This is a genomic window from Haladaptatus paucihalophilus DX253 (assembly GCF_000376445.1).
Taxonomy (GTDB): domain Archaea; phylum Halobacteriota; class Halobacteria; order Halobacteriales; family Haladaptataceae; genus Haladaptatus; species Haladaptatus paucihalophilus.
Map to the genome: position 1 here is coordinate 1,987,152 of NZ_AQXI01000001.1, position 20,503 is coordinate 2,007,654.

Annotated in this window: 29 protein-coding genes; 8 read left to right on the forward strand and 21 right to left on the reverse strand. The window is 56.3% G+C overall.

Annotated features, from left to right (window positions below; all coding sequences use genetic code 11):
* Positions 1 to 7 precede the first annotated feature (7 nt).
* The 9 genes from B208_RS24700 to B208_RS0111175 form a co-directional block, all read right to left on the reverse strand.
* On the reverse strand, positions 8 to 790 hold the full coding sequence (locus B208_RS24700; protein ID WP_232423775.1) for a hypothetical protein: 783 nt from the start codon (positions 788 to 790) through the stop codon (positions 8 to 10).
* A gap of 785 nt (positions 791 to 1,575) precedes the next feature.
* Positions 1,576 to 2,499 (reverse strand): hypothetical protein, encoded by a 924-nt coding sequence (locus B208_RS0111140; protein ID WP_007982564.1) that lies wholly within the window; start codon positions 2,497 to 2,499, stop codon positions 1,576 to 1,578.
* A gap of 23 nt (positions 2,500 to 2,522) precedes the next feature.
* The gene (locus B208_RS0111145) at positions 2,523 to 2,948 is read right to left on the reverse strand and encodes a hypothetical protein (protein ID WP_007982563.1); all 426 of its coding nucleotides are present in this window, start codon (positions 2,946 to 2,948) and stop codon (positions 2,523 to 2,525) included.
* Positions 2,949 to 3,419 carry a hypothetical protein gene (locus B208_RS0111150; protein ID WP_007982561.1) on the reverse strand — a complete coding sequence of 157 codons (471 nt, stop codon included), beginning with the start codon at positions 3,417 to 3,419 and terminating at the stop codon, positions 2,949 to 2,951.
* Entirely contained in the window at positions 3,419 to 5,749 is a 2,331-nt protein-coding gene (locus tag B208_RS0111155; RefSeq protein ID WP_232423776.1) for a hypothetical protein, read from the reverse strand. The genes B208_RS0111150 and B208_RS0111155 overlap by 1 nt, the downstream gene beginning before the upstream one ends.
* Positions 5,746 to 6,012 carry a hypothetical protein gene (locus tag B208_RS0111160; protein WP_232423777.1) on the reverse strand — a complete coding sequence of 89 codons (267 nt, stop codon included), beginning with the start codon at positions 6,010 to 6,012 and terminating at the stop codon, positions 5,746 to 5,748. Before B208_RS0111160 ends, B208_RS0111155 begins: the two co-directional genes overlap by 4 nt.
* A 42-nt stretch (positions 6,013 to 6,054) precedes the next feature.
* Positions 6,055 to 6,750, reverse strand: coding sequence for a hypothetical protein (locus B208_RS0111165; RefSeq protein WP_018128872.1), 696 nt, complete (start codon positions 6,748 to 6,750; stop codon positions 6,055 to 6,057).
* Positions 6,750 to 7,298, reverse strand: a complete 549-nt coding sequence (locus B208_RS0111170) for a hypothetical protein (RefSeq protein ID WP_007982552.1) — start codon at positions 7,296 to 7,298, stop codon at positions 6,750 to 6,752. The genes B208_RS0111165 and B208_RS0111170 overlap by 1 nt, the downstream gene beginning before the upstream one ends.
* Positions 7,299 to 7,595 (reverse strand): hypothetical protein, encoded by a 297-nt coding sequence (locus B208_RS0111175; RefSeq protein WP_007982550.1) that lies wholly within the window; start codon positions 7,593 to 7,595, stop codon positions 7,299 to 7,301.
* 213 nt (positions 7,596 to 7,808) lie between these two features.
* Here B208_RS0111175 and B208_RS0111180 point away from each other — a divergent pair, with 213 nt between their 5' ends.
* The 5 genes from B208_RS0111180 to B208_RS0111200 are packed head-to-tail and all read left to right on the forward strand — an operon-like array spanning position 7,809 to position 10,600.
* Positions 7,809 to 8,348 (forward strand): hypothetical protein, encoded by a 540-nt coding sequence (locus B208_RS0111180; RefSeq protein WP_018128873.1) that lies wholly within the window; start codon positions 7,809 to 7,811, stop codon positions 8,346 to 8,348.
* Positions 8,341 to 8,778, forward strand: coding sequence for a hypothetical protein (locus B208_RS0111185; RefSeq protein ID WP_007982545.1), 438 nt, complete (start codon positions 8,341 to 8,343; stop codon positions 8,776 to 8,778). Before B208_RS0111180 ends, B208_RS0111185 begins: the two co-directional genes overlap by 8 nt.
* Positions 8,778 to 9,452 carry a hypothetical protein gene (locus B208_RS0111190; RefSeq protein ID WP_007982543.1) on the forward strand — a complete coding sequence of 225 codons (675 nt, stop codon included), beginning with the start codon at positions 8,778 to 8,780 and terminating at the stop codon, positions 9,450 to 9,452. Before B208_RS0111185 ends, B208_RS0111190 begins: the two co-directional genes overlap by 1 nt.
* Positions 9,452 to 9,877, forward strand: coding sequence for a hypothetical protein (locus B208_RS0111195; protein ID WP_007982542.1), 426 nt, complete (start codon positions 9,452 to 9,454; stop codon positions 9,875 to 9,877). The genes B208_RS0111190 and B208_RS0111195 overlap by 1 nt, the downstream gene beginning before the upstream one ends.
* Entirely contained in the window at positions 9,878 to 10,600 is a 723-nt protein-coding gene (locus tag B208_RS0111200) for a hypothetical protein (protein ID WP_007982541.1), read from the forward strand.
* Between the two features lie 44 nt (positions 10,601 to 10,644).
* Here B208_RS0111200 and B208_RS23855 read toward each other — a convergent pair whose 3' ends face one another.
* The 9 genes from B208_RS23855 to B208_RS0111240 all read right to left on the reverse strand — a co-directional run bounded on the left by B208_RS23855 (position 10,645) and on the right by B208_RS0111240 (position 16,251).
* Positions 10,645 to 11,328, reverse strand: a complete 684-nt coding sequence (locus B208_RS23855) for a hypothetical protein (protein ID WP_139025538.1) — start codon at positions 11,326 to 11,328, stop codon at positions 10,645 to 10,647.
* A gap of 64 nt (positions 11,329 to 11,392) precedes the next feature.
* Positions 11,393 to 12,349 carry a hypothetical protein gene (locus B208_RS24350; protein WP_171970548.1) on the reverse strand — a complete coding sequence of 319 codons (957 nt, stop codon included), beginning with the start codon at positions 12,347 to 12,349 and terminating at the stop codon, positions 11,393 to 11,395.
* A gap of 111 nt (positions 12,350 to 12,460) precedes the next feature.
* The gene (locus tag B208_RS0111210; protein WP_018128868.1) at positions 12,461 to 14,248 is read right to left on the reverse strand and encodes a hypothetical protein; all 1,788 of its coding nucleotides are present in this window, start codon (positions 14,246 to 14,248) and stop codon (positions 12,461 to 12,463) included.
* Positions 14,249 to 14,333: 85 nt separating this feature from the next.
* Positions 14,334 to 14,867, reverse strand: a complete 534-nt coding sequence (locus B208_RS0111215) for a WDGH domain-containing protein (protein WP_018128874.1) — start codon at positions 14,865 to 14,867, stop codon at positions 14,334 to 14,336.
* The gene (locus B208_RS24355) at positions 14,864 to 15,001 is read right to left on the reverse strand and encodes a hypothetical protein (RefSeq protein WP_007982537.1); all 138 of its coding nucleotides are present in this window, start codon (positions 14,999 to 15,001) and stop codon (positions 14,864 to 14,866) included. The genes B208_RS0111215 and B208_RS24355 overlap by 4 nt, the downstream gene beginning before the upstream one ends.
* Positions 15,001 to 15,306, reverse strand: coding sequence for a hypothetical protein (locus B208_RS0111225; RefSeq protein ID WP_007982536.1), 306 nt, complete (start codon positions 15,304 to 15,306; stop codon positions 15,001 to 15,003). Before B208_RS0111225 ends, B208_RS24355 begins: the two co-directional genes overlap by 1 nt.
* Positions 15,303 to 15,539, reverse strand: coding sequence for a hypothetical protein (locus B208_RS0111230; RefSeq protein WP_007982535.1), 237 nt, complete (start codon positions 15,537 to 15,539; stop codon positions 15,303 to 15,305). The genes B208_RS0111225 and B208_RS0111230 overlap by 4 nt, the downstream gene beginning before the upstream one ends.
* Positions 15,536 to 15,784 carry a hypothetical protein gene (locus B208_RS0111235; protein ID WP_007982533.1) on the reverse strand — a complete coding sequence of 83 codons (249 nt, stop codon included), beginning with the start codon at positions 15,782 to 15,784 and terminating at the stop codon, positions 15,536 to 15,538. Before B208_RS0111235 ends, B208_RS0111230 begins: the two co-directional genes overlap by 4 nt.
* Positions 15,775 to 16,251 carry a hypothetical protein gene (locus tag B208_RS0111240; RefSeq protein WP_007982531.1) on the reverse strand — a complete coding sequence of 159 codons (477 nt, stop codon included), beginning with the start codon at positions 16,249 to 16,251 and terminating at the stop codon, positions 15,775 to 15,777. Before B208_RS0111240 ends, B208_RS0111235 begins: the two co-directional genes overlap by 10 nt.
* 121 nt (positions 16,252 to 16,372) lie before the next feature.
* On the opposite strand from B208_RS0111240, the gene B208_RS0111245 reads away from it, so the two are divergent.
* Positions 16,373 to 16,567: a hypothetical protein gene (locus tag B208_RS0111245; protein WP_026177813.1), complete on the forward strand. Its 195-nt coding sequence runs from the start codon at positions 16,373 to 16,375 to the stop codon at positions 16,565 to 16,567.
* Between the two features lie 9 nt (positions 16,568 to 16,576).
* On the opposite strand, the gene B208_RS24360 is transcribed toward B208_RS0111245, so the two are convergent.
* Positions 16,577 to 17,629: a hypothetical protein gene (locus B208_RS24360; RefSeq protein WP_171970549.1), complete on the reverse strand. Its 1,053-nt coding sequence runs from the start codon at positions 17,627 to 17,629 to the stop codon at positions 16,577 to 16,579.
* 6 nt (positions 17,630 to 17,635) lie between these two features.
* Positions 17,636 to 17,830 (reverse strand): hypothetical protein, encoded by a 195-nt coding sequence (locus B208_RS23860; protein WP_007982523.1) that lies wholly within the window; start codon positions 17,828 to 17,830, stop codon positions 17,636 to 17,638.
* Between the two features lie 272 nt (positions 17,831 to 18,102).
* Between B208_RS23860 and B208_RS0111265 the strand changes: the two genes are divergently transcribed.
* Together B208_RS0111265 and B208_RS0111270 are read left to right on the forward strand one after the other, a co-directional pair.
* Positions 18,103 to 18,951, forward strand: a complete 849-nt coding sequence (locus B208_RS0111265; protein ID WP_007982522.1) for a hypothetical protein — start codon at positions 18,103 to 18,105, stop codon at positions 18,949 to 18,951.
* A gap of 44 nt (positions 18,952 to 18,995) precedes the next feature.
* Positions 18,996 to 19,802, forward strand: coding sequence for a hypothetical protein (locus tag B208_RS0111270; protein ID WP_232423778.1), 807 nt, complete (start codon positions 18,996 to 18,998; stop codon positions 19,800 to 19,802).
* 6 nt (positions 19,803 to 19,808) lie between these two features.
* Here the strand turns inward: B208_RS0111270 and B208_RS24705 are convergent, their stop codons facing one another.
* Positions 19,809 to 20,474, reverse strand: coding sequence for a DUF4145 domain-containing protein (locus tag B208_RS24705; protein WP_232423779.1), 666 nt, complete (start codon positions 20,472 to 20,474; stop codon positions 19,809 to 19,811).
* Positions 20,475 to 20,503 lie beyond the last annotated feature (29 nt).

A 20,503-nucleotide genomic window follows, 5' to 3' on the forward strand; every position in this document is an offset into this window, starting at 1 on the left:
TCAGAAGTCATTGCATCGAGAAACCGTTTGTTCTACTGCCGAAGATTACGTCCTCAGTCGTATCCAAACCGCCCAGTCCTGCATCGTGTGGCCGAAGCGTCGTCCCACCGCTCTCCTCGCCGAAGATGTCGGCCGCGACCAGCACCATCGGGTATGGCGTCCGCGCGTCGAGCACGAGCGCCAGCGGGGGCACGCCAGCCTCTCGCAACCGCCGGACTGTCGCCCGCTTCGTCGGACGGCCGTCGACGGCCGCCTGTGCTTTTGCTCCCGTCATCGTCTTCCCAACGTCCGTTGCGGTCATCGTCGTACTGTCCGGCGTCGTCAGGGAGTACACACTGTTTCCTATCGGCCAGTACGGTGCGAACAACTCGACCACTGGAGCCACGGATCGATAGGTGTCGTTCGTCAAGGTCGATACCGCGGTCGAAACTGGCTGTTCGAGCGCCGCGAGATACGTCGAATCCATCGGCTCGAACGCGGCAGTCGTGATGTCGGTCCGGCTGAGTGGATAGCGTGCATCCATTGCGACCAGCGCCCCGATCTTGGGAGAGAGGTGAGCCGCCATGTGTGTTCCAGTCGTGAGGCGGGCTAGTTCGACAAGAGACGCGGGAAGCGTCGTTTGGCGATGTGCCCCCGTCGTGACCGTCTCGAACTTCCTCAGACGGATGTCCGGTGAGGACGGAACGCGACGGGCCGAACCGGGGAAAACGGTGCGCTCGATGTCGAACGCCTCCCGACGGGCCGCGTCGTTGTGTTCGATAGCGCCGTTGAAGACCTGCTGTTGGTGCACACCAAGGGTACGTGGCTTGCTGTCTACAGAGGCAATCGGCATTAAGCGCACGAGATCGAGGACGGATACGACATCCCTAATTGGATTACCGATCTGCTGCTCCGAAGTTGCCGTTGCTTCACTGCTTGGTTTGCTTGTGAGCTTCGCTGAAGTGTACCGGTCCGGTGTCGTTGTTGCTTCGACGTTCGGCGAACTGATCGTTGGTTGGTCGGTGTGTGTAGCGGTAGTGGTCGTCGCGTAGGCGTGCGGTGTACCGACTGTTCGGGCCTGCTGATACGGTCCGATTGAGTCGTCAACGACCGGCCACGAGAAGGTGAAATTGTCGATGAAGAGGTCTGTTTTACCGTGGTCGCCAGACCCGCACGGACCAGATGGGTCCACCCGAAATTCGACTTCGACCGTCCCGGAGACATCAAGCGACTTCGTGGTCGATCCGCTTTTCGTCGTAGCTTTCCCTCTCGGAATCTCATAAAGGTAGGTTTCAACATCATCGACGTAAACCGCAAATCTCGGCCTTTCGTACCAGTAATCGGTTTCAGTACGCCAATCAAATGAGAACGTCACCTGACCGCGCTGGTTGCCAAGATTACGCCGGGCTTTCGCCCAGTGACATTTGTAATCATGAACCCGCATTTCGGTACCGGGGTTGGTGACGCTTCCCTTCTCAGCGCTATCAGTCGTCCAGCCATCGAGATTCCCATCATCGAAGTCGTCACTCAGCGTATTCCCACTGATCACCGCACCGTCTGCTGGTGGTGCCGTCATAGATGGAACACAGAGCGGGGTCAGTCCATCCGTAAGGCGATAGAGAGGTTGCTATGCCGTTTCAGGACGGTATAGACGCCCGCACCGCCCGCGTCCTGCACCTCGTCCTTGTGTCCCGTCGAACTGCCCGACCGGTCCTCGACCCAATTATCGAAGTCGCCGATCACCGTGTCTTCGCCCTCGACGTTCCGATACTGGCGCGAGGAAACGACCGAGTTCGTCAGTGGGTAGTTGTCGAACGCCGCATCGGGATTGACGTGCCCGTGAGCGGGTTGGTCGTTGTTCCCGACGTGGTGTTCGTACCGGTTGTTACCGTTGTAGTTCGAGTTATTGTTGAACCAGCCAGACGCCGACATATGGACGGCTTTGAGCCCGTTGTTGGTATCACCGAAGCCAAGCGCCCATCCGGCTTCCCGTTCGTCCGCGGCCGTGTAATCCCATGCACGGTTCACCTTACCGACACCGAGGAAGAGCTCGCCGTCGTCACCGTCGGCGATTTCGCGCTGCCAGTAGAGCTGAAAACCCTTCTCGTCAGTGTAGTCCAGCCAGTAGGACCCGGAATCCGCCATCTGCATGGCGAAATCCACGTCGACATTCGTCTTCGGGTAGGCGACCGCACTTTCCGCGAAGTCGGTGGTGTACGTCGGATAGTTCTGCCCGGTCTGTGCCGGGTCGAACTGATAGCGGTCCGTCCACTGTTCGTTCGCGGCGTCCCACGCTGGCCCGTGCTGAAGCACCAGTCCGCCGAGGTCCGACTCTACGCCGATGTAGATGTCCTCGGTCGGGGTCGAACTCGTCAGGACGAAGTAGTCGCCCTTGGCGAGTTGGGCTGCGCCACCACTCGAATCGTCTTTAATCGTCCAGTTCGCCTGCCCGCCGACTTTATCGCGCACGTCGGCCAGCATCGTTCCGTAATCCGCCTGAATTGCGTCGTCAAAGGTCATAGGTCTAAGAGAGAAAGCCGCCGTTAGGCGAACGCCTGCACCTCGATTTTCGGGGTGTTCGTCGCGCTCGCGGCGGCCTGAATCCAAATCGTTTCCGTGTCGATACCGTTGTCGCCACCCAGCGAGTAGGGCGACTCCTGCTCATCCGGCCGAATCTTCGCCCCCTGCGTCGAACCGGACGGGTCGACCGGGCAGATATTCACGTCGTCGGTCGTTCGGACCGTCACCGTCTTCGCCCGAAAGCCGAACTCGATGGGTTCCCACGTCCCCTTCTCCTCGGTGTACTCGTCGTCGAGCGGCTTGCGGTCGGTCCCGGTCGAGAACCAGTGAACGCTCGTGGTCCCGTCGACGCTCGCGTCGCTCGCGCCGACGTCGTTGGCGACAAGGGTTCGAATCGTGCGTAGCTCGGCAAGGATGTCGTCGAAGACGTCGGGAATGGTGAAGCCCATCTACTCGTCCCCCAGTGTGAACTTGAGCACGAACGCCAGCACGACGAGCGCGACGATTGTCGTCTGCATGTCGTCGAACAGGCCGCCCGAAGCCCCGTTCGAGTCGTTCGAATCGGGGGTTTGCGTCTTGAGGAACTGGTTCGCCATCTCCTGTTTCAGCGACGGCGGCAGGTCCGAATCGACGATGTTCGAGAGCGTGTCACTCGCGGCCTGTTTCTGGCCTGCGATGGCCTTCGCCTTCTGGACGTCTTGATGCTGCCAGATGAGCGCCCCGCTGCCGATGGCTCCGACGGAGCCGACGGCCGCGATGGGTTTCCAACCGATTTCGACCGCCTCGTCTCCGAGTTTCGCCGCCTCGTCCAGCGACTTCGCGGCCGTGCTCAGCCCCACGTCGTCGATGTAGCGCATGGCCTTCGCGGCCGTAACGCCGAGTTCGTCCGAGAGTTTCATTGCGACTTCGAGTTTCCCCATCAGGCGACACCTCCCGGTGCACCGCCGTCACCGCCACCGGCCGCGAGAACCGCGACACCCGCGACGCCGACCGCCGCCAGCGCGATCTTCTTCCCCATCAGTTTCTCGACCGTCGATTTCGAATTCGACTGGGTTTGATGGGACTCGCGGACCGTCTTCGAGATTTCCTCGCGGTTCGGCCCGGAGCCGGTCGGTTGCTGATCTTTCGAAATCGTCCCGTTCTGGACGTTCGTCGCGTAGGCGTCGAGCGCGGACTGCAACGCGTCGGCCGAGTCGAACAGCACCGGCGTCTGGCTGGTCATCCCGTCGGCCGTGAGGTAGATCGTCGTCTGGTCCGGGAGCGAGCCGCTGGCGAGCAGTTGGACTTGCTTGCCATCGACGTGCGAGCGTCCCCAGATGTTCCACATCATCACCTGCTGCATCTGATGCCAGTCGCCCCACTGGGAGTTTCCACTGCCGGGCTGGTTGCCGTTCCCGTTCCCGTCGGCGTCGTCGTTGCCATTGGTGCCGTCCGGGATTCCGTCGTTGTACTCGCGGTTTTTCATCCACTTCTTGTTCGCGTTCCGGGCGGCCGTTTCCGTCTCGAACGACGGCGCTTCGTTCAGGAGATACCGTTCGCCGTCTTTCGGTACTTCAGTGGACGTCCCGGACGCGGTGAGCGCCAAGAGCGGGCCGCCCTTCTCCATGATACCCGTCACGAACCACCGTCGACGCGACCCCGAGAAGACCTGCTGGTAGCCGAGTACCCACCCGCTTTCGAGGACTTCGGCCTTTCGCAACTGTCCCCACGTCGCACCGCCAGATCCGGATCCGCCGGTATCCGAGGTGCCGGACCCGTCGGACCCGCTGTTACCGTTCCCACCCGTCCCCGTGCTACCGCTCCCGTCACCGGTTCCGGTATCGGACGTTTCGAACCCGCCGCCAGCGCTGTAGAGCGTGCCGCCGAGGACGGCCGTCCCACCGGCCGCGGTCGCCGCGGTGACGGCCTTCCGGCCGCGAGTTTTCGTGAGACCCTTGACCACCCGTTCGGTGCGTGAGAGATCATCGCTGGACTTCGCGGTCGCTTCCGCGATGTCGTCGGCCGATTTCTCGGCCGTTTTCACGGCGTCGTCGGTGGACTTCACCGCCGCTTCAGCGGTTTCGTCGCTCCCACCGGTGATGGTCTTCTTGTAGTTCTCGATCTCCTTCGCAAGGCGCGATTCCGTCCGGGAGTTTTCGGCCGCATTCGCAGCGAGGTTATCACTGCTTTTCAGCCCCGTCTTCTCGGCGGTACGGGCCACGTCACCTACCTCGTCGCTGCTCTTCAGCGCGTCCTCCGAGAGGTTGATTGCATCGTCCAGCACGCGAACCCCGTCGTCGCCGTACTTCAGGCCGATTTTCTCCGCGACACGGGCGGCTTCGTCGGAGCCAGCGATGTACTTCGCACCGCGCAGGCCACTCATCGCGGCTTTCTCGCCGACGACCGAGAGCGCCACGTCCGCGAGCCCCGCGGCACCGACTTCTCCTTCGGCTGTCCCCTTGTCCACGTCGAGGCCAGTCAACCCCGTGACGACGGTTTTGGCCGGGTCAGCGACCAGACTCTCGCCGAGGAAGGTGCCCGCATCGACGACGCCGCTCGTAATCGGATTGTCGAGCGGCGTTCCGGCCGCGACCTTCCCTTGGGTGTGGTCCTTGAGCACGCCAGCAAGGTTCGACACTTCGCGGGCGAACTGCTGTTTGTCGTCGTAGCCGAGGGCGTACTGTGCACTGCCGCGAATCGTGTCCTGTACCGAGAAGGTGTCGTTGTCTAGCGTGGTATCGACGACCTCCTTCGTGCCTTCGTCCACGCCGTGCCACGTCTCTTGGGCACCCTTCACGGTGTCCGAGGCCGTCTCGCCCGGATTGTCGATAGCGTGCGAGATGCCCGCGAGAACGCCATCGCTCTTCTTCTTTTCGCGGTTCTTCTCCTTCTGGGACTTGGAATCCGCGACGACCTTCGTCTTCGCCCCGTTGCCGTAACCCGCTCCCGAGCGATTCTGTTCGGCTTCGTGGGCGTCGTGCTCTTTCTGCTTCTGCTTGTTGCGATTCTTTTCCTTCTGGGACTCGGAGTCAGCGACGACCTTCGTCTTCGCTCCGTGGCCGTATCCGGCCCGACTCCGGTAGTCTTCGGCTTGCGGATGGTCGAACGACTCGCCCGAACCATCGACGTTCCGTCGCCGATCATCCGAAAACGTCGGCGTCGAGCCGCTGTCGTTCTGCTCCTTGTCCTTCTCTTTCTTCTTTTTCTTCTCGTCCTCGACGACAGGGCCGCCGCCACTGCCGCCCGATTCGAGACGGGGGCCGAGCATCATTGGCCGACCCTCGCAAGGATGAGCAGCAGGACGAGCAGTTGAACGACGTTCACGATGAAGTCGAGGTCGCTCTTTTCAATCGTGAGGCCGGGGGTGGAGGTGGCCGTCGACGGACTGGACGTCGGTGCGCCCTCCGTCGCGGTCGTCCTCGCCCCGTCGGTCGCGGCCGTACCACTCGTGCCCTCCATCGCTTGCACGAGTTTGTTGTACTCGGGGTGCGAGCGAACCAGTGCTTGTGTTCTCGTAGGTGAATCAGATGTCATAGTGAAAGTGAGAAATCGAGACGGGTGCCCGTCTCTACGGCATCAGTAGGTCAACTCGACTTGCTGTTCGAGCGATGAGATGTACTGTCCCAGTGGGAAGTAGTTGTCCTCCCACCAGAGTTGGTGTGGGGAGTCGATGCGGAACTCCAACTCGTCGTGTTCCTCGAACGTCACGGAGCCGTGCAGGTTGATCTCGGTCCCGCGCGCCAGTTGCGGGAAGTCGTGGAACCGATAGATGGGAATCGGCCACTTGTAGACCGCACCCTCGACCTGTCCGATGCTGTTGCGCGCCCGGAATTGGACGCTCCCCTCGGCGAGAATCGGGTACAGGTACACCTCGTCCCCATCGGCCGGGTCATCGGCCAGCGTGACTTCGTTCGTGCCGTAGTCGATGGCGTCGATGGCGATCTCCGTATCCGTGGTCGCGTTCATTGCGATGACCGCCGGGTAGTCCTGCTTGTCGAGGTCGTGCTTGCCAGCGACCGGCATGATGTCCGAGTCGAGGACGACGACCGTATCGTCCGCTGCCGTCCCGGTGAGCTTCTGCCGGGTTCGCGGAACGAAGCGCGTCGCATCGCGCTTACCAACCATCTCGGTGCCTTCGTACTGCCGGGAGTGTTCCCACGTACAGACCGTGGACATCTTGTCCGGCTGGTTCTGTCCCAGCGTGACGTGCTCTGCACCGTAGGTCGTCCCGGTGTGGGAGATGGACGTGCGTTCGACGCTACTTCCGGGCATCAGTTCGCCCCCTGCGTCATCGCGCTGACGGCCTGCTGTTCGGGGGCCGCGAGCGAGTCCCACGCGAGAATTTCGACCGGTTCGCCGAAGTCAGACGTTTCATCCCCAATCGTGAGGCGCGACTTCTCCGCCGAGAAGCCCGCCGCACCGGATGGAATTTCGACGAAGACGTGAAGACGCTGATTCTCCTTGAGGACCACCGTCTGCTTGGTGTGGCGCATGAAGTCCGGGTCTTTGCGCATCTTGTCGTAGTCGAAGTTCCCGAGCGTGCCGTTGAAGACGACGAACCCACCGAGGCGGTTCCCTCTCTTGTCGCACTTCTGGACGATAACGCGGGTGTCCTTGTCGAGTTTGTTGCCGTTCGCGTCCCGGAACTCCGGTGCGATGACGGTCCCGGCGAGGACGGTGACGACGTAGTTCTCCGGGCCTTCGATGATGAACGCCGGGGTGTCGCCGTCGTCAGCCGGGACGTCCTGTGCCGTGACGAACTTCTTGTCCTTGTCGATGCTGATTTCGCCTTCCTCGTTGTTGCCGAGCGTGACCGTCATCTAGATACCCCCCACTTCGGAGAGGAAGACACGGCCGCCCGAGACGAGACAGCCGAGCGCGACGTTTCGCTGGTGGATTTCCATGCCATCGGGCACAGGGACGAGAAGCACCATTACCGCCGCGAGCACGCCGTAGATAGCGTCTCCGCCCTTCATTTGGACGTCGTAGAGTTTTTCGCGGAGATAGCCGGTGGCGAACTCCATGACGAGTGCGCCGAGTAGAATTTCCGCGAACGCGATCAGATAGTCGCCGTCAACGAGTGCCGACAGCGAGTCGAAAACTGCTAGTTCGGACATGATACATCCCCCAGTACGGATGCCGGTGATAAATTCGGTCTAATTAGTTGGTGAATTAGTGGATTGGCGGCCGAATTGGGGGTCGAATTGGTGAATTAGTATCCACCCCCTCCGCACAGTTATCAGGAAACGGACCCAACAGACGAGTGAGCGCGGATATCGATACACTCCGTCGCTCTCGACTGACTCTCTACAATCCAGACTGATTAGACTATGGACTCTCTCGACACTCTCTCTCGACTCGTCGAGGACGGCCACGACATCGAAGCCTGTCGCTACTGTGAAGAACAGGCGGTTGGCGTCGTGCTCGACCAACGCATCGGCACCGGGACCGTACCCGGCAACAAATACCGGCGGAAATGCCTCAACCCGGACTGTGAGGCGTGGAACCCGATGACGTCGAAGGACTACTTCGACGCCCATCCGCTCCCGCACGTTCTCCCGGCCGACGAAGACCCCGACGATCCGGCCGCACTCGTCCCGCTCGATGAGTACGACGACCCGGACGACGAATACGCCGACCGACTCAAGGCGATTCAGGACCGCCTCAACCGATCCAACGACGACACGGACGCCGCTGACGGCAACGACTCACCCGAACCGGAGACGGGCGCGGTGGCGGTCAACCGCTTCCGATGCGACCACTGTGAGGAAGCGGTGACGGGCTACCCCGAGCGCTGTCCGAACTGTGATGCGCTCTTCCGCTGGGGAGCAGACGCCAGCGCCGACGACCGGGAGGACGCCCATGTCTGATGTCGATACCCCCGAAAACTACGCGGACACCGTACAGGACCTCAAGGAGGAAGAGACGTCCGGCACGACGACGGAGACACCGGCGGATGTTCCGACCGGCGTGGACCCCAGAGAGCCACAGTCCGGGTTCTCGCTGCCGCGTCCCTCGGCCGCCACGCTCGGAATGGCGGTCCTCGTTATCGTCGCCGTCGTTCTCCTCTATCGTCGACGGTCGTCGAGCGACATCGACGATGTGACCGATACCAACCCCAAACCGTCCCCCGAGAACGAGGAGTTTGCGAAGGTACAGGACATGACGAACGAAGCCGTCATCGAGACGAACCAGACGCCCGCGGACACCATCCCGCAGAACGGCCAGCCGCACGAACAAGACGAAGCGGTGGCGCGCGTCCTCCAAGACGCTGGGAAGCTCACCGGTGGTGGTGACTGATGGCGGTAACACCGGTCGAAACCGTCCCGCCGGACGCTGACGCCGACACGGACGCCCGCCGCGAGAGTCCCGAACCGGGCGACCCGACCATCGATGGCTCGACCGACCTCGACGAGGACGATTCGCCCGAAGTGGACGTCCAATCAGAAGCCGACGTCGAAGAAGCCGCTGAGGAGGAAGTCGACGAGGAAGACCCGACCATCGACGAGGTTGATCTGTCGTCGATGGATTTCGGCTTCGAAGGGGACGACACCGACGGACAGGACGAGGCGGACGGTGATGAGGCGACCACCGAGGGTGAGACGCAGACGTCTGCGTCCGGGTCGTCGCCGATGGAGGTGTCGGGCGAAAAGTCCGAAACCATCGAAACCGCCGTCAACGAAGGCTACGCCCGGCTGTTGGTGACGGGGTTGGACGATGAGGAGAGGAAAGCGGAGTTGGAACAAGAATTTGCGGAAGTGTTCGCGGCGTTCCGTCTCGGGTCGGCCGCCTCGTCGTTTGCTGACGAATACCTGTTCTCGCCCGGCGAGGACATCGACCCGAAGTGGGCGCTCTTGGCGTCCGTGTGCGTCTGTACGGCGTTCGGGGCGTGGATGCGCCCCGACAGCGACGAACAATTTTCGAACCTCACGAGCGCGGTGCGTGGCCTGCTCGGGACGGGAGGTGACGCCTGATGGCTGTCAACTTGTTCGGCAAACGATTCTCGCTCCGCGAGCTCGCGTCGTTCGTCCGCGACCCCGAAAAACTCGCAAAGCTGCTCCAAAAGAAGGACGAAGACAACGACATGGACTACTCGGTCGCCGAAATCTTCGCCGACGTGTTCAACGTCCAACGCCTCGATATGCGAGCGCTGGCAGCGACACAGGGAATCGACATGGGGATGGAGCGGATGACCCCGGAGACGGCCAGCAAACTCCTCGCCGGAAGTCTCAGCGACGGTGGGGCCGGACTCATCGAAGCGTTCAACGAGGAAGCGAACCGCCGCGACCGCGTGCTTCGAGAGGCGCTGACCGACGAGCAGTATCAGCGGTTCGTCGAGGCCAAGGCGGAGAAGGTCTGGACGAACATCGACATCGAAACCGACGACACGGAGGCGTAGATGGCCCGTGTTGTCGTGCTCGGTCGCTCTGGGACCGGGAAGAGTTGGTACGTCGGCACGCTGCTCGAACAGGTCGTCCCCAACTTCGACCACGCGATTCACTTCGATTTGGAGGACGAGGAAACCGGCCTGTCCGACGCGGACCACGACCCGCTTTACAAGACGCTGTACGTCACGAAGGAGCGCTTCGACCGGGGCATCAACCTCCTTCGTATCGTTCACCGAGTCGGTGCTGTCCGCGTCGTACCCGATGGTCTGACGAAAGCGGAGTGTCGAGAACTCTATGGACGGTGTGCGGCGGCGGCGATGGCGCTCGGCAAGGAATTCGAACGGTCGTGTTTCGTCAGCTGTGACGAGGGGCACAACGTCGTGCCGAACGGCGGCGACCCGGACGAGCGGGTCGAGCGGATGATCACCGGCGGTCGGAAACACCACGTTGAATGTCTGCATATCAGCCAGCGCCCGCAGTTGCTCCATAAGACGTGTATCTCACAGGCAGAGAAGCGCGTTTACTTCCAGATTATCGAGGAGAACGACATCAAGAAGCTCCAGAACATGACGAGTTTCGACGCGAACCAACTCGAACATCTGGGGGAGCGACGATGTATCGTCGAGAACAAGAATTCAGGTGAGTCGAAGCAGGTCGACACGAACGATCTCACGCGAATTCGTCCGCATCACGCCTCGGATGACGGGATTGTGGACGAAGCTCTTCCCGTATAGCTTTGATTTTCACGAACAACTGGTGAATTCCCACCTCTCGTTTTTTAAATTTCGTAGATACTCTCATACAATTCTGTCGGCAGAACTAGGATGTGTGGGGGGCCGCCTTTAGCACGAACACAAAATACAGTTACACCACCAATCCCAACTGAAGCGACTACGTTCGCTATCGAGAGATCGTATGATCGTTCCGAACTATCAGCTTGATATATCTTATTCGTAGTGTCTACGGACCCGGAGAGTGGAACCACTAGTGAGGCTATCGTGTCAGTCATTTTGATAACCACCGGGACGAGAATGACTGCCATTCCAAACAGCCCGCTTGGGAGGAATACTACGAGAACCGCCGCAGCCCACGCTCCAAGCAGTACTGTAAAAGAAAGCGGGACGATACCGATAGATTCGGAGATACTTATTTCAGTACCTATAACAGTAATAACTCGTCCGGAGGATTGCGAACCGCTGTATTTGTAGACCGCCAATGCGATAGCAACGATTCCAAGCGACGAAACGGCAGATAATCCAACATAACGCCACGGTTCAGAGATGAGACGGCCAGAAGACGGGGCGACTGCTAAAAGTGGAATATTAGAGAGGACAAATACTACGAAGCCATACACTCCGAACAATTTTACGTACGTAAATACTCGAAGAGCACTCCATGAATCGAATTCGATTCCCCAGTGGACGCGTCCCGAGTCGGTCTTCCGGTTTGTATCCATAGCCATTTTCGTTGTTTTATTTGTTGTTCAAAAGAGACCAAATAATTGCTGTTTCGGTAATCTGTGAACTCTAGACGAATGGAACGTCTACGATGTACTTATCGATACACTGTACAACTGTTCCACAATCCATGAAGTACTTGAATGCTTCTCCACCACAGATATGTGAGATACAGATGAAACAGGCTGCATAACCTGCCCACCCGGTGAGTTTACTTGATTTACAAACCAGACCGCAGTAACTACATGCGCTGGGGAACGCAAGATCTGCTGCACACGAGCCGAAGCTGATGAGACATTCTGCTTTACTGAGCTGTGTCGAAACATCTCCAGACTCACCGGTCGTCCGCTCTCCGATGATTTTCTCTTCAGAAAGATCGACCCAGAATTGGCTTGCATCTTCGGATGCAGCACTAACCTGTCCACGTGCACCGTTCGTTTTCCCTTGTTCCGTTACGAGAAACGCGTCATACTCGGAGTTTCGAAGTGCAATAATGTCTTTGGGGGACTGATCAAGGATGCGAGCGAGACGCTGTTGTTCTCCTTTATTTGCTTCACGGACGAAAGAAACCCCATCACCGGTATTAGTAGCAAGAGCTTCCGCATTCCCATTCCATCCGAACGAAACTCCATTACCGGCCTTCGAATTTGGATTGTTAAATGCCCGATGAGCACGGTTGTTAAGTAAAATTGTTGCTTCAGTGTAAGAACTCCCTTGCGACCCGATGAAGAGAGTCCCAAAGTCAGTGGGGATTTCAACCATCTTAAACGACTCCCCCGAGTCAAAGGTAATTGCTGATGCATTCGCCTTCTCAAGTTGCATAGACGGATTACCAAGCGTAGCGAGAACAGACTGAACCTCATCAGTCTGTAGTAATTCGTACTGATCTACTGTAATCGAAGTTGTTTCTGAGCTACTACTGGAGCCGCTAACAGTACCTGTCCCAATGGTAGTACCGATGGCACCAACACCAACTGATTGCAAAAATATTCTTCTGTTCGGTTTATTTTTGTCTTTCTCAGACATATCTATGATGTCGAACAACCATCATTTATAAATTATGGAATAGTAACAACATTAAATGTAGGAAAATATTAATTGCATGGATATGATTTATTATTTGGATACTCTGTCGTGTTAACTGTTTTCTCCGATAGAGGGATCATATACATCTCCAAGCAAACTGAGAGGCGACTCTACTGTCGATGAGATACGTCCTTTCATCACTGCCTCTTCGATGGTTTCCTCACCGTCTGGGCCGGGGAATGTCTCGGTCGGATCGTCGGGGAGCGGATCACCACCGGCCCAGCCGTCCAGTCGCTCAAACGACAGCGGGTCTTGGCCGTTCACGGCGCGGATGCCATTGATTATCTCGGCGTAGTGTTCGGCCTTCTCGACGGCGTTCCGTTCGTTCGCGCGCGCTGCCCGATAGCCACCCCACGCTTTCCGCAGCGCCCGCAGCGCCGGGCCGGGTAACTGCTCGTGCATCGCTGCGGGGTCATCGGTCGGAGTTGGTGCGAGTTGGGCCAACTCCTCGTCACTGGGTCGCTCCGCATCGGGTTCGTGGGCGGTCGCCCACTCATCAAACGGCTGACTCGGGACGTCGGCTTCGACGTGTTCGACCATCTCACCATTCATCGGGTCGTACACACCCGGGTCGAGGACGAAATCGTGCGGTTCATCGACCCGGTTGAACGCCTCCCTCACGTCGTCGATATCCTCGTCGGAATAGTCGCATTCCTTCTGAAGATGGTGGCAGGCGTCCGTATCGCCCTCCTCGCAGTAGTCACGGGCCTGCTGACACGCTTCGCCGAGTCCCTTGTCGTGCTGGCGAGCGAGGTCGTTCAAATCGACGTCCGAATCATCGATTTCGCCCGTCTCACCGGGACCGGCGAGGCCGAGTCGGGCGGCGTCGTCCTTGCCGCTCTCGATGACGCTGGCGTGTTCGATAGATTCGAGGTCGGGATGGTAGTGGTCCAACCAATTGTCCGCGCCTTCCTCGACGAGGACGGCCTTCGACGCCATCGCGTGGAACCCCTTCGTTCCCCACGTCCAATCGGACCTGTCGTCGAGGCGGTCGCGCTCGGCATCCGTGAGCGTCATCTGGCCGTAGGATTTCCCGGTGTTTTGCGAGACGAACGCGGAATCTTCGGCGGATTCGCGGGTTCGGTCGTCCACGTCGGCGCGGAGCGTCACCGTCTTCGTCCGACGGGTATCGGACGGGCCGAGGGCGTCAGGATGGTCATCACGCCAGTCGTTCGCCGCGTCGAGGCGTTCGAAGGTGATTTCGACCCTATCTTCCGTCCGGTCGACTGGTTCGTCCTCATCGTCCGAAACGTAGCCAAGATGTCCCGTCTCACCATTCGGGCCGGGTCGTTCGCCGGGATCGCGGTCGTCGTCCCCGTCGGCCGTGAACGCGTCAAAACCGTCAGTATCGGTGACGTCTTCGTTCACGTCGAGAACGATCTGCCGAACCGCCGACTGAGCAGAGTCGTCGTAGATCGTCGGGAAATCGGTCGGTGACAGCTCCGTTTCGATTCGCTCAAGCACGGCCTCACCTGCCTGTTCGGTGAGCGCTTCCCCGACCGGGTGTTTCTCGTCCGAGTCCTTGTCTTCGAAGACAAGTCGGTACGGACGTTGTGAGTCGGCGTCAGTCTTGGTGAGACGGAGATAGATACCATCGCCGGACGAGTCGGTCGTCGAGAGCCACCGCTTCGCGTGCGACGGCCACTGGACCGTCCCGGTCATATCGGCTTGTGCAGAGACGCTCGGGTCGTCATCGGTACGCGTATCGACGAACTCGGAACCGGTATCGATGCGACTCTCGCGGTGTTTGGTTTGATTCGCATCGGCACCGACGTCGAGTGTCGACTGCCGTCGTCGACCGTCGGTAAAATCAGATGGATTGTAGCCAGAGTTAGACATACATGAAAACGATACAACGGCCAGTACGAAGGGAATTAGTGAAAGTGAGAAATCGACAGACGAGAGCCGATAGTTAGTCAGAGAATTAGTCAAGAAGACGGGGCTGTCGAGCCTTCAGCAGGTCCGTCTCGACGAAGGTCCTGAGCCGGTCGTTCTTCGTCTCTCGGTCGTGCCCGTCCCACGGCCGGACGTCCGGCGTGAGACTGGATTCCGACGCGAGTGTTCGCGGGACGTGCCAACTGGCTTGCCCCGACGGGAGTTGGAGATAGACGACCGCCCAGTCGTCACCTGCCGGATCGTCGTCGTCGGTCGGCGAGCGCCACCCGGCGTGTGGCGCGACGTGTCCACGTCGACGAACCACCTCCGCGAGTCTCGCACTCGTCAGTGCCAGTAGATTCCGGTCCCGATAGACCTGCTCCAACTGGCACGATTGCGCAGTTCGACCGACCAGTTCGACGTTCTGGGTCGGTTTCCCGAGGTGCCAGCGTCGACGAACACGCGCCGGGGTTTCCGTCTCGGTCGAGGCGGTGAATGAGACGCCCGCCGTTCGCAGGACGTCTTCAGCACGGGCGAGATCGCGAAGGTTGCCGCTCGGAACCGTGAGTTCGAGGTCGGTCACGGTTCCGTCACCTCGATGTCAACGTACTCCTCCTGATCGTCACGACGGTTGCGACGGCCGAGGGCAACTGCGCCTACGCTCGCAAGCAGCAGTCCGCTGGTAGCGGCGATGACGGGCATGCTGTGGTTAGGCATCAGGCGACCCCTAGAGTTGGTGGCGCGTCCACGTCCACACCCAGTGCGGCGGCGTACCGTTCCGGGTCGGTGATGGCGACCGAGAAGCGCGACACGGCCTCGACGCCCGCGACTTGCGCCAAATAATTGACGCAGACACCGCACAAGCGGTGGTTCTCGTGATTGGTCGGTCCGAGAAGTTCCCAGTCGGTTTCGTCGAACGCGTGGTGGTTGCACGCGACGTCCCGAATCTCGCCGTTTTCGGCGGCGGCGACGTGCGTTTTCCGCCCGAACGGCGACCGGGCGAGGGCGTTCCACTTCGTCATGCTACCACGCCATCGTAGTCGATGACGAGCGCCTGTGCGGCCGGGTCATCTGCGGACACTCGTTCCCACAGTTCGTCGTCGAGGCCGGGATACTCGGGACAATCGTACGTCCAGAACACGAGCGCGTCCACGTCAGCGTCCTCCACCACCTTGCCAGCGAAGACGAGAAACCGTTTTTCGTCCTCGTTTGTCGGCTGCACCGCGAGCCGGTCGTTTTCGAGATCGTGGTTCACACGACCACCTCGAAGTTCAACCCCGCGAACTCGGCTTCGAGGTCGTCGGTCTTCTTCGGAGTCAGGTCGGTCCAGAAGCCGTCTTCGTCCGTTTTCTCGCGTTTCGTGACACGCAGCCGACCGTCCGTGTCGTCCGTCGGGTGCCGTTCGATATCGAGATAGTACCGATACCGGTCGTCTCCGGGTGGGTTCGAAGTGGCGAGAAAGCCGCTCCCGTCCGGACCAGATGTCCGTTTTAGTTCCATCGGGCGCCCTCCTCGTCGGTGTCGGTGGACTCCCATCCGGGATTGGACGTCGAGTTGCGGGAATCGTCGAGCATCCCGGTGATGGCGACCCGAATGGCGGTCCGCTTGTCTGGCGTGATGTGTTCGATGGTGTTCTCCGACCAGCCGCCGACGTCAGTGTCGGCGTAGCCGAGCGGAGCGACGTCGTAGTCCATGTTCTTCCTGTGGACGATCCACCGGTCGTCATCGCGGCGAACGTGCCACAACAGGGTATCCTCGTCAGTCCATCCGAGGTGGTAGAAATCACCGCGGAATAGGGAGAAGTCACCAACCTGTTGGGGGTAGACGGTGGACTTGGAGGGCGTCGAAGGGTCGAGAAGTCGCGTGGTGAATATGACCCCGGCGCCGAGGAGTGCGCCGGTCAGTAGCCTGTCGGCGACTTCGAGCAACGAATTGGTGTCGTTCCGGTTCTCGTGTTGGTTTGGCATACGAACGGACGGAGACACGGGATTATTAAATTGATCTGTAAAATTGGAATCAGACTATAGTCATGTGGTATTGAAGGGAATATTTAATTGGTATGTCAGTCTAGTAGATGAACAGAACACCATGCCCTTTCGAAAACTGACCGATATCGGCGGCACCAGCGTCGGAGTGACCATCGACAAGAGCGAGCTCCGAGCTGATGGGTTGATCGACGAGGACGGCAAGGCGGTCGAGCAGCAAATGTTGGTAAAGCGAACCGGGCCGGGGACGTGGGAAGTGAAAAAGCCGAATCCAGAGGAGTTTCCGGCGTTGGACTAAACCATGTCGTTAGGAAAGAGAGCTTTCTTCAAGATATTTACAGTCGCCGGGGTATACCATCCTTCCCCTGTACTCGATCAGGGTTTCTTCTAGTTCCTTGCAATCCTCGGCTATACTATCCATTATCGTTGCAGCTTCCTTACCAGTAGAATATGATGGATGTTCATCCAAACTTAGAACAATATTTTCTAACGACGGTCCCACATTTGGTTTTCCAATTTTCGGGTTAGAAGGTCGATTCCATTTTACTACTAATTCTGTGCTATTGTCCCCGGAGAAATACCAGACTTCTTTGTCCTTATGGTCATTTATATGGTATTTATTCTCTGCAACAGATTTTGCAATATCTGCATAATAGGATGCATCATTGTTAGACCGTTCAATAGCAAGTACTTTGCAAAATGCCCACTCTCCAAAGTTACGAGCTGGTTGAACACCTGATGGAAGTATTTCACATACTTTGTCATTTATAATTTCCGCCTCAAACTGTTGACGAAGTGTATCAAATTTCTCGTGTTTTTCCTCTATTTCATCTTTTAGCTCTCTCAGATCTGATGCATGATAGTCAAGCAAATCTTGGAAATAACGGTCCTCTTCAAGGAAACGAGGTGCTGCCCTGAATATGCTATCATGCCCGTATAATGACTCACCTTTCGCTGATTCAATAGACGTCGTCGTAACGCGAGGGAGAGTTCCAGAATCAGGAATACGCTCTGCTCTTGCCATTTTCTCATTTCGATCACCCAGCCAGTGTTCCACCCTCTTGCGGAGTATCTCTGTATGTTCTTGTTGCTGCTTGTGCCTATGCTGCTTATACAGTATGTCAACACTTTCTCGTGTTGATTGTGTATATTTCCAAGTTACTAGGATCAAGATTATAGAAGCCATAGTCTGTGTACTTCCGAGAAGAATATTTGCGTATCCTTCGCCTAAATTCAAATATTTGTATCCAATCGGTGGTACAACTGTAGCAATGACTATCATTGCAAGAATGATTCTCAAGGAGCTATCATCGAACAACCGAGTTTTCGACTCAGCAATATCTGTCTCGGTGCTATCCATAAGTGTCTACACTGCCTCCTTAATACGAAATACAAAATATAACCCTATTAAAACAACAACAAAAGGTATGGCGAGATCACCAACGAGCAGTGTAAAATCACCCAGACCGCCCCCATAGAAGGATTTATATAAGGAAACAAGCACGACCAAGCCGACAGCTAAGACGAAAATCGACTCTATAACTTCCTCGGGATTGCTCATCTGATTGTATATGTCAGGATAAGGACTTGAGTATTTCCCTTTAAATTAGTTATTTGAGATGGACGAGGACGATTCATTTCTCGAATTCCTTCGTGAGATAGAAGAGACTTTGTGTATTCATTTATTCATTGGTAGTGAGAGCTGTTTTCCTGTGCTTGCCTTCACCCCATGTGGCCAATGAATCGCTAATTTCAGTCGATTTAGAGAAGACATATCTCCTACTTAGTTAGTTATATCTGTTTTGGATTATGACTTTATAAGCAATTATAACGATGTCTGAAAACGATGCTGAAGAACACGACAATCCTTTGTCTGTGAAAGATACCTATTCTGGGAAAATTTTCCAACTCGCCAGTACTAGCGAGGAGTTAAACTTTGACCTTCTCAAAGAGCATCTTACCAACAGGACAATCCACCTCGACCCACCTGACGACTATCTGGACAAGGAGGACTTGGAAGTACCAAGAGTATTCACCGATGAGTCTGGCGATATAAAAATCGTCACGACTATAGAAGAGGTTCGCCACGTAGAGACCTCTGAATTCGAAGCACTCACTGGAAGTATTGTGTTGGACGAAACGGGTTCCGTGATATTTCGTGAACAACAAGTTCTAATTCTAGATACAGAAACGGTCAATTTTGCAATTTTCGAGGATGCAGATATCTTTTATGTGATTCTGATTGCTGGGCGAAATCTTGTTCAACATGTTATAGACGTTGTTGCCAATGAATTTGATGAAATTGAGCTCTCTATTGACCCAATTCCAGAACTAGACTCAAGAGATATCGAAGCTGTAGCGGATCACCTTGCTGATGAGTTGATGGATACGACATTCCGAGACTATCCACAACCGTCAATCAACAAGAAGCGTATTACTGGACGTGGCTACCAGAACGAACCAGAATATGAGGAAGAAAAGCGGCGAGGAGCAGTTCATGCGCACATGATGGCGATATCCAAAGTAGGAGATGGGAGTGAAAAAGTGGTGAGTATCTCTGATGATGGTCTTGTTAGGAGTTATTCGAATATGACGCTACGCTCATATCTAAGTATGATAAGGGACTATATTCTCCCACACATCACGTCACAGTCAACAATCTCGAATTTCGGTGGAAATTGAGCCAAATCCAATAAGTAGACGCAAGATATTAAGGTAAAAATCAGATGAACCCCATACCAGTCCTACCACTAGTTGGAGTCTCGGACTTCTCATTAGCTCTGGTGTTGCTCTGGGCGGGAAAGAAAATCTCCGATGCTATTTTCGTCCGTCTCGCAGGGGAGAAAGTCATCGACCGAGCATGGAACACGATAAAAAAGAAAATCAAAGCTCAGTACACACGATTCAAGACGATTAAAGCAGACTTCAACTTCACTGCATATACCCGCACTGAGATATCCATTAAGGACGCCAAGGAGGCCATAGAGAGAGTTCCAAGCCACTGTGAGAGATTCAGCAAAGATAATACCAAATTTGGCTCAGTAAACTGGACTGATGATCACACAGCCAAGGTGACGGTCGAGTATCTCGATAACGAACCTTTTGAAGTAACGCTGGATCTTATACAGAATAATGCCTCCCTTCTGGATGCTGAAGTTAACACGGTTTCCGATGCAAAGCTTGAAAGCATCGGTATCAGTGTTCGGTTCGAGTTCGCATTTCACGAGCTGAAGGGTGTACTAATGGACTTGAACAATTTCGCCGATTTCCTAAGAAGAGGACTAGTCCAAGAGTTCGACATTAGGAACTACACGAACAGTCAACTCGCCATCGGCTCACTCGACAACGATCTCACGCTTGATGATTGGATGGAGGAGCAACGCTTCGAGGCAAGTTTACTGCTCAAGGGAGAGCAGGAAGAGCGGTCTGTCGAATTCTATGGCGACAAAGCAATTGTTACGTCACCCTATGAGCAAGTTGATGATACGACAGCGGATTATATTCGGGCAACGCTGTTAAACTACTATCTCTGAAGGAATTTAGTTGTCTTCTGCGTGGGGATTTGGATGCTTTTCTCGGGCAAATTCAATTTGTTGGTCCGTAAGAACGGTTGCAGAAAGAACCGCGTCAATTAGTCCCTTAATTGCCTCTGCTTGCTCGCGATCTGGTTCATTCTCATTGATATGCGCACCGTCGTTCCCGATGTCTTTCACCGTGAGGAGAGACCTGCGTAGTTTTGCAGGTATGTGCCCTTCTTCATTCAATTTCTTTACCATACCATAGATTGATTTATTAGAATTCATATCAGCGATTTCATAGTGCATTGCTAGAGCGTGAATCGTTTTCCTGAATAGAGTGACTGCACCACTTGGGGCGTCAGCTGAAATACACCTCAAAGCTTCTTGATAGTACTCGTCGATTTCATCGGGCAAATCCTCAAGGCCTTCGATGCCACCAACTGGCAGGATCTTTCTTTCGGAGATATCTACTGACAGAATAGACTCGCAACCATTACATCGGACAGGGATCATATACCCATAAATTGAGCTTGCAGTACGAGGACTCATTTGGGTAAATGTGGCATCATTTTTACAAAAAGAACAAGTGCCACTACCGATTGTTTTCCCAATCAGGTCATCACATCCAATATATGTATTTTTCATCCGGTGGTTTGTCGTATACTTAAAATTGATTTCGGAGGCCATAGATTGCTATAGAGTGGATATCAAATAAA